Below are 9,220 nucleotides of genomic sequence, written 5' to 3' on the forward strand. Positions count from 1 at the left end.
CCCGAATTATTCATAAAGTTACATAAGTAATTTATCAACTACTTTATAAACAAATACTTATTACTACTTTTTGAAGGCAGCCCCCTAAATCCCCCGGAGGGGGACTTAATATGGTAAAGATAATCACATGTAAGTGCAACATCATCAGTAAAAAATATGTTACATTTTGTTTTTTAGTCGTTTAAGTCCCCCCTTGGGGGATTTAGGGGGCTGTAGTTTTGACGCTTACAAAAAGAAAATCCTTTTTTATGAATAATCCGGGCTAAATGGAATAATTTCTGTACTTGCATGTTTCAACCTTCTTTCAAACAGCCGAGCTGAGCAAAACGATAAGACATTATTTGTTATCAGAGAAAAAAGATTTCATTTTTTTTCTGATAAAATCCTTTATCTCCAATGCTATATCGTACGCTTCCCTTGCATCCCCTTCTGTCGGTATATAAAAGTCATCTGGATAACGAATATCGACTCCATAGGAAGTAAGAGTGTCTGCTATCATGTAGTTGCGTAATTCTCCATCAATTCCTGCACCCAGTTCAATTAATTGACTTATGTTATGGGTCTTTGTGAACATGACATCAAGATACACAAGATAGGCTTTGAGATATTTTTCAACTGCCTGCTGACAATGAAAACAAATACTGTCAAAAGGCTTTTCATTATTATCCGACTCCAGAATAATGAAAGCGCTTTTAAGATCATTTTCCGCTTTGAGTATCCATGCTTTAATATATTCAATCTTTTCCTTTTCCATACAATTCAACTCCTTCTCTCTGGACCGTTGCACAAAATGATTGCCGAATATTTTTGAAACGGTTCAAATCGTCATGTGTATAAAAAATAATGTCCAGCGGAACGGAAATGTCAGCCAGTTTCAACCGCACGTTCTGCCCCCGCTTGTGCCGCGGAAGGTCCTTTTCCCTGTCTGAAACGACAAGAATATCAATATCGCTGTCCGGCCTGCTGTCTCCCCGAGCCCTTGATCCAAAAAGTATGATTTTATCCGGGCTGTAATCACGAACTAATATTTCCGTTATCTTTTTTATTTCTGGGAACAGCGGGTTCATACGTTCATCTCCTAATTGACTGAACAGATTGACCTAATCCTGCAGTCTTTTCTCTGCGAACTCTGCGTCCTTCGCGAGAAATATTCTTTTCTCCCGTCTTCAGTCTTCTAACTTCTGACTCCTGGCTCCTGACTCCTGGCTCCTGGCTCCTGGATTCTTTCTTTACTTCATCTCCCATTCCTTGAACGGCAGCTCCACCCGGTTCACCGTGATGGAAGCGGGCTTCCCTTTCGACCCCTGTTTGTTTACCGCCCGAACCTGTAACGTGTTCTTCCCCGGAACCAGGAGCCAGTTCCAGCGATCCTCCGCCTTCTCCCAGCCATTGTCGTCGGTATTCACCTCGAAGTGGCTGAAATTGGGGGTGTAGGTTTCGAATTCAAGGTACAGACGATCATTGCCGTACCCCTGGGAGGCGCTGATGTGGGTCTTGTTCAGGTCCGGCCACATGTCGCGGGAACGGTCGGTGTACCAGGAATACTGGATGCGCGGCGGTGTACGGTCATCGTACCAGGTGACATATCCGTCCCAGGGCCAGGACGAATCGGTGCCGTGGGAAAGGGGCCGCGGCCAGGATTTCTCGAACCAGTTGTTGCGGGGAATTATGCGGAGAATTCTCGACTGCATGAATCCGCCGTAATCGCCGCTCGACCGGTCATTATAGGTCGATGAGCTGCGGATGATGGGAGGTTTGTCGGCACGTTTCGCCACCGCATCATCGCCGAAACGGTAATCGGAGAGCCAGTCCATGGGACGGTCCGGATAGAAATAGTCCAGGTAAATCTTGTGGAGTTCGAGCATGGAGAGCGGCGCGCCAGTCCTGATGTCGCACATGACGTGGTTCCAGTTGTAGGCGTCGAAGTATATCCATTTGCCGTAATCGTCGCTCCAGACCTCGCAGACCTCGTGGCCGTCTATGCCCACCAGCCGCGCCTGCCAGCCGTACGACATGCACGCCCCGGCAAGGAGCAGGTTGAACTGGATGCACATCCCGCCGCCGCCTGCCTTGTCGATACGGTCGAGGATGGAGAGAGCGTCCCATTCCGGGTATTCTGGATTGGGCTCATTCCAGCGCCAGCGCTTGGTGGCGTAATCGAGAAGTTTCACCTGCGCCTCGAACTGGGTGCGGCTTCCGGCGATGACCTTGTCCAGGTTTTCACGTTTGCGGAGTATCGCGTATTCGGGACGGTCAGCTTTTTCCCACACCCAGTTGACCGAGGAGTACCGGATAGGGGGATTGTCGGCTTCCACTACATAGATATTCTTGTGGAGCGGCACCGGGAACGATTCTTTGAAATCCGCAGAGACTTTTACCGCCTTGACCGCCGGGCTTACGAGGGGATTTTCAGTGGAGAGAACGGCTTTCAACTGGAGATAGCGCCGCAGGAACTTTTTCCCCTCCATTTCGAGGGATACAGCAGGCCCGCTCCCGATTGCTTCGTACGGTTCCCATTCGGATGAATAGGGGCTGGCATTCGTGCCTTTCCGCATATACAAGGCGACCGTGGTTCCGGGAGGAACTTCCGAATCGGCGGAGATACGCAGTTTCTGGATGGTATGCATCTGCACGATCAGGTCTTCCTGAGTCTTCTTCCAGAGGTCGATCACCGGCGTTTCCAGCCAGCCGCTTTTGACATACCGGTTCAGACAGATACGCACCTCGTATTCGGCCCGGTCCTGGCCGATGGGGCCGAAGGGACTTTCTTTCCAGGTTTCGCCGCCATTGGCGGATTTGAACGAGGTCTTACCGGCCGCTTTGGAGTCGCCGCCCCCGGCTTCGAATTCGTCGGCGCGCGCCAGGTAGATGCTCCATCCCTCGGCTGCGGTTTTTGCTTCCGGACAGGAGAGGTCAATCACGTTCTTCCCTTTTTTCAGCCATTCCGCCGGAAATTCCACCCAGCGGAACCGCTCATACCCTTTCGACTGCCAGGTGTCCATCTGTGAGCGATGGCCGTTCACCTCGAACGTAAGCGCGAATTTCCCCCTTCGGTTAAGAAAAATGAACATCCAGGCTTTCGCCGCACGGGGGTCGTCGAGGGCGAGTACCTTTCGGGCGCGGTTTGAGCCCCATACCTCATCGGTGTTCACTCCCTTGTCGCTCACTCCGGCGCCGGGGCTGTCATTTTCTACCGGCTCGTTGTTGAACAGGCGCACCCCGCCCTTCGGGTCTTTCATCAGCTTGTGCATGAACCCGGAATCATAGATTTGCCGGGCGTCCGCGCTCCAGGTGATTGTTTCCACCTGCGCAGAGGCGGCCATACTGCATAGGAAAAGCGGCAGGAATACTGCAAAAAAAAGATTTCGCTTCACGTAGTTTTCTCCTTTTGATGATTTATTAGACAGGATTTACAAGAATTATTAACTCACCCCCTGACCCCCTCTGCCTCTTCTAAACAAGTGATCAAACAAATTTGTTACTTCATCAGCAGCATTTTCTTCACTGCTGTATGATTTCCGGCGTAGAGCTTCGCAATGTAGACTCCAGAAGAAACCGACCTGCCGGAATCGTCTCTCCCATCCCAGAGAATAGAATGTGCACCCGCTGTGGTTTGCTCTGAAACCAGTTTTCGCACACTACGTCCCATAATGTCGTATACGACCAATGTTGTTTTGCCAGGAGCGGAAAGATTGAACACAATGGTTGTGGAAGGGTTGAACGGGTTTGGGTAGTTGCCTGCTATGACTACAGGCTTGGGAATATTTGGATCATTTTCATCGATAGAGGTACTCGTCTCAGGAATGTAATGGTAGAGTCCGGCCCCAGCTATCCAGATTGAACCATCGGGCGCTTCTGCGGTTTCAACGATCCGACCGCTTGGGATTGGGGAATTCTCCCTTGTAAAGGTCTCCAATTTTATTCCGTCAAACCTGCATAAGCCGCTGTCAGTGCTGATCCAGAAGTTTCTGTTTCTATCGATCATTATATGATTAACCATATTATTGGGCAGACCGTCGTTCATTGTGGCGAACACTGTCCATGATACACCATCAAATCTGATAAGGCCGATATTACTAGCGAACCAGACATCGTTGTTAACGCCGAAAGATACATAGTTCCAGTCACGAACAGGCAGTCCGATGGTGCTGCCTGTATACAATTTCCATTTATCACCGTCGAAATATGCAGTACCTTTCCACCCGGTAACCCAGACTCCCCGCTTATCGTCAGCGGCAATGGATGTTACATAATCCACCCCGATTTCTCCACTTGCATATTTTATCCATTCACCGCCAAATTCATAGCGGTAAACGTTGCCATGACCGTCTCCTGCCCAAGCTTGTTTCGATGTGGCAGTTCCAGCCCGTAACACATCCTCGAATATGGGATAATCCTGGGCTCGAAAGGTCGTCCACTCTCCATTTCGATAATATCGTACGTCCCGGCCGAAGAACCACATGCAGTCAGTTCCACCGACTGCGATATCATTGATCCAGCCGATATCCCTGTACAAACTCCATGTGCCATCGTGAAACCGTACTGCCGGTTGCGGCCACATGGTGAACCAGCCTGCCATCCAGAGAGAACCGTCATCGCCTACAGCAATATCACCGGGTGTCCCGACGTGGTAAGGGTAAATGAGATTCGGCTCAGGAACGAAAAAACTCCATTTGTCTTCAGAATAACGGCCGAGGACTGAATAATTGGCGTAGACTTCCCCGCAATCGGCGCTGACCCAAAGATCGCTGCCGTTTGCATATAACTCTGTAAAACCGAAGAAGGAATGAGGCGCGATAGCTGAGAGGAGAGCTTGGCGAAATGAATCGGTTTTATCCTCAATAATTCCTCTGCTGACACGATATATGTGATTTTCATGTGTGAAGCACCAGATACTGTTATCGGATGTTGCAGTCACATGACCGACATTGACACCGGAAATACTGCCGCCAAGGTTATAATCCTTTACTTCTGAAAAATCGTAGGAATACAGGGAGGTTGACAGGCTGAACCATATCATTCCATCGGGAGCAAGGGTCAGATTGCCCAGTGCGAATCCAGGCTGATCGAGCAAAACCTTCCAAGTCCCCTTTTCCCTTTTGACAATGCTCGAACCGCCCTCCCTTTTACACGACAGATAAAGCTCTCCCTGTTTGTCAACATCGAGGGATATTGGTATAAAACCAACCGGTAAACCATTCACTGCCGTCTGTTGAACCAGCGAATCGCTTATTACTCTAAAGAGAAGACCATCGCCGATAAGCCAAATACTGCCTTCACCGTCACGAACAATATCCTGCACATACGGTTGCTGACGGTTTCCACCAGGATAAGGATTGTTGAATAAGCGCCAGGTATCGGTCTGTAAGTTATACCTGTATAAACCGGAACCTCTTTGTGTATCGCCGGGAATATAAGTAGCAACGAGCAAGGTATTATCATTTTCATGAACTATACGGTTGGCTGCTGTAGCCGGAAATCCTTCTACCCGCGTAACACGGCTGTAGGTGAAATTATTCTGGTCAAGGATGAAGAGGCCGCTCCCGGCGGCGCAATAAAGCTTGCCATTCAGGAATGCAATATCTTCGATGCCCTGTATCGGGATGTAGTACTCCCACTGACCGGCAAATACCGGGGTATACAAAAGACAGAATACGGTGATATTGATGATAAAGCGGCAGTGTAATTTCAATGGTAACCACCTTCAAATCATGGTTCAGACACATACCCCATTAATTTTTCCATATTGGAAATGAATCCGCCGGTGCTGATGCCCTGCACCTGACGGCGGGGTGAGGTGATGGGGTCGGAATAATTGGGGATGGTTATTGAGGTTACCCATGCACCCCGCGGGTCCATGGACTGGATGAGTTTTTTCACCGTTTCGGGATCGGATGCCGGTCTTTTTTCTGCGCGCTTCTTCCGGGCATGGTAGGATGCACGGGCTTCCTGGGGAGACATCGCTTTAACTTTTTCATAGGCAGCCTTCAGTCTCTCGCAGTCGATCTGCGCGGTCATCCCCATATGAGTGATGGGATTCTCAAGGTTGTAATCCACCCAGTAACGGCCGTTCTCCATGGTAGTCCCCTTTCGATGGGCAACAAGCGGTTTGTTGGTGCCCACTTCCAGAAAGCGCCCGTGCGTGTATTTTTTGGAGGGATCGCGGTTTATGATTGAGTTCTCCAGCCAGCGGATGGCAAGGGGGATCGGACAAAGGTAGCGCCGGTCGCCGGTGATCATATAGAACTGCTCCAGATCCCTTAGACAGCCAACCGTTATTTGTGTACTCCATGCTGCTGGTTCATAGGAACGCGCCTGGGCAGGTTGAATGTTCATATTATACTGTGCTGACCATCCTGCTTGTTCCTCCGGTCCCTGGGACAGGAGATAGAAATCCATCCCGCGCCGCGCCGCTTTGATATATTGTTCATCGCCGAGTTTTTCCCAGGCATCGATAAGGAGAAAGATGTTGTTGGGGATAACACCGTCATTGAACGTGTAATAAGAGGTATAATCGGCAAGACCGTCATGGGTATACTCATACCGTAGAGGGTAGCGCTGCGGCCAGCCTCCGTTGGGGTATTGGGCTTCGAGTACGAAATTTAGCCCTTTCATAAGCGGAGTCAGCAAAACCGGGTCAAGAGTGGCCATGTAGAGATCGAGGAGATACTGACAGGAACTTGAAGTGGTTTCATCATCGAACGTGCAGTTGCCGTAATAGTGGTAATATTCCTCCCATCCCCAGCACTTTGAACCCACATCGTTATACCACTTCTGAATCCCCGGCATGTCGAAATCGATGAGGTAATGCCAGCCGCCTTCTGGATGCTGCCCCCAGACGATCGCCTCTGCCACACGCCTGGCATAGCCGAGGTAGATGGAATCTCCGGTTGTTTTCCATGCATCGTGAAAAAGCTCGCCGACTCCGTTGGTTGCGCCCTGCACCCATATCTGGCTTTTACGGGCCGGGACCTCTCCCCACCGCTCGGAAAGATCGGCGGAATAGTTCCAGACGAACCCTCCGCGGGTGGATACGGTATTCATCATGAAATCGGAGGCTTTCCGCATGGCGGCAAGAACCTCTTTCTGCTCCAATGCTTTCTCGGGTTTTTTCTGCGCCGCCGCCAGAGCATCAGGCGCGAAATTCAAGAGCGCGAAAGCTATACATGATAACACGCATCGATGGAATGAAAAGTGCATCTTCCTATCTCCTCTGGATAAGTTTCTATCGATAGATGCCGAAACGGTTTCACCGTTCCCGAGAAGCGGCAACAAGTTCGGCATGACACGTGTCATCCTGATTTAGAATAGATGCCGAAACAAGTTCGGCATGACATAGTCACCCTGAACTCGTTTCAGGGTCTGATGACATCAGTTTTCCGCAATACTTTATCAAATCAGGACACAGGCGCTTCTCCCTTGCTGCGCTCCGGCGCGTTCAATCTCCGGGCCTGGATGTCAAGGGGCTCGATATCTTCGATGGATCGTTCGCTGCCGGCGCCCAGATCGGCGAACTTACGGGCGCTGACCAGCACTCTCGACTCCAGGGACCCTACAGCCTGATTGTAAGAGTCCACACTGCGGTTGAGCGCACGGCCCAGATTGGAAAAGTGTTCTGTCAGGGTTACTATACGTGTATAGACCTCTTTCCCAAGGTCGCTGATACGGCGGGCGTTTTCGGCCAGGCGCTCCTCCCGCCAGCCCATCGCCACCACCCGGAGAAGCACGATTAGCGTAGTGGGCGCGGCGAGCACAACCCGGTTGGCGATGCCTTCCTCGATAAGGGAAGGATCCACCCGAAGCGCTGTTGAATAAAACACTTCCCCGGGAAGGAAGAGCACCACCAGGTCAGGGGAATCGGCGAACTGCTTCCAGTATTCCTTCTTTCCGAGATTCCGTATCTGATCTTTCACATTCCGTGCAAATGAGACCAGCATTTCCTCGCGGGCTTTTTCATCAGATAGATCGAGGGAGTCGATATAGGCGTTTATGGGAGTCTTGGCGTCGACCGCTATGTTACGGCCCCCGGGAAGGCGCACCACCAGGTCGGGACGCTGCACGCCGGTTTCAGTGGAAGCGCTTTGCTGCTCAAAGAAATCGCAGTACTCAAGCATTCCGGCAAGCTCCACTGTATTTCTGAGCTGGATTTCGCCCCATCGCCCACGGATTTCAGGCCGCCGGAAGGCATCGGCCAGCTTCCCAGTCTCCTTTTTCAGCTCTTTCTGGCTTTCAAGGAGAGCGCGCACCTGCTCAGTGAGCATACCGTATGCCTGCCCCCGTTTATCCTCCATCTCGCGGACATGGATCTCATATTTGGTGAGATTCTCCGCCAGCGGTTTGACCAGGTTCTCAACCGCTTTTTCCTTCTTTTCCAGATCGCTTCTGGCCTCGGATTGGAATTTTTCGAGAGTGGTCTTGGCCAGATCGAGGAACTGCTGGTTGTTGTTCCGAAGCGCCTCCAGGGAAAGCGCCTTGAAAGCATTCCTTAAATCCTCCCCCTTTGCCTCGATGAGCGCAAGCTTTTCTGCAGACATCCGGCATTCCGCCTCCAGATTTGTTTCCGCACGGACACGGAGCGTTTTCTCGGCAGAAAGGTCCTCTGAAAGCTGGTTATTACGGGTTTCAAGATCGGCAAGTCTCTGTTTCAGGCTTACCGCCTCACCCCGTTTGAGCATCCATACTGCGAATCCTCCCGCCATGAGTCCTGTGAAAATGATAAGGATCGTACTCATCGATGCCATCCTGTTGTAAAAAAATTTGCCGCGGATTAGGCGGATTAACGTTGGAAAATGGGATAAATTCTTCGGCCGTTTAAAATGCAGCCCCCTAACCCTCGGTCCCTTTCCCCCGATGGGGGCAAGGGAAGTCGTGGTGCATCGAGTTTTTTCCTGACATCTTCCCGAATTCGTTTCAGAATCTGCCTATGTTTTACTTATTTCCTCCAGGCCTTTCTCTCAAATTCGGCCTGTCCGCCAGATTGATGACCACCTCGCTCGGCTTGCCGACTGCTCCCAGCTTGTTTTTAACCCGCACACGGAATTTGTTCTGCCCGGAATGGAGCATCCAGGGATAATATTCCGTGCATGGTTTCCAGCCCTCTTCGTCCACATCGACCAGGTACGTGTCGAAATTCGGGGTGAATGTGGTGAACCGGAGGAACACACGGTCGTTCTCAGGCCCGGTGACTGCGTACATTTTCACCCGGTTCAGTGTCGGCCAG

Annotated in this window: 7 protein-coding genes; all 7 read right to left on the bottom strand. The window is 50.8% G+C overall.

What is annotated here, in order from left to right; genetic code table 11:
- Positions 1–337 precede the first annotated feature (337 nt).
- Positions 338–754, bottom strand: a complete 417-nt coding sequence (locus Q8O92_05730) for a HEPN domain-containing protein (protein ID MDP2982811.1) — start codon at positions 752–754, stop codon at positions 338–340.
- Entirely contained in the window at positions 735–1,067 is a 333-nt protein-coding gene (locus Q8O92_05735) for a nucleotidyltransferase domain-containing protein (GenBank protein ID MDP2982812.1), read from the bottom strand. The genes Q8O92_05730 and Q8O92_05735 overlap by 20 nt, the downstream gene beginning before the upstream one ends.
- A 162-nt stretch (positions 1,068–1,229) precedes the next feature.
- Complete coding sequence (locus Q8O92_05740) at positions 1,230–3,374, bottom strand: transglutaminase-like domain-containing protein (protein ID MDP2982813.1); 2,145 nt, start codon at positions 3,372–3,374, stop codon at positions 1,230–1,232.
- 104 nt (positions 3,375–3,478) lie between these two features.
- On the bottom strand, positions 3,479–5,692 hold the full coding sequence (locus tag Q8O92_05745; GenBank protein MDP2982814.1) for a T9SS type A sorting domain-containing protein: 2,214 nt from the start codon (positions 5,690–5,692) through the stop codon (positions 3,479–3,481).
- A gap of 17 nt (positions 5,693–5,709) precedes the next feature.
- A complete protein-coding gene (locus Q8O92_05750; GenBank protein ID MDP2982815.1) occupies positions 5,710–7,284 on the bottom strand; it encodes a pectate lyase in 1,575 nt (524 codons plus the stop codon).
- A 113-nt stretch (positions 7,285–7,397) separates the two neighbouring features.
- Positions 7,398–8,732 (bottom strand): DNA recombination protein RmuC, encoded by a 1,335-nt coding sequence (rmuC, locus tag Q8O92_05755; protein ID MDP2982816.1) that lies wholly within the window; start codon positions 8,730–8,732, stop codon positions 7,398–7,400.
- A 196-nt stretch (positions 8,733–8,928) separates the two neighbouring features.
- Positions 8,929–9,220: hypothetical protein (locus Q8O92_05760; GenBank protein ID MDP2982817.1), on the bottom strand; the 292-nt coding region annotated here is incomplete at its 5' end.

Source organism: Candidatus Latescibacter sp., assembly GCA_030692375.1.
GTDB lineage: Bacteria > Latescibacterota > Latescibacteria > Latescibacterales > Latescibacteraceae > JAUYCD01.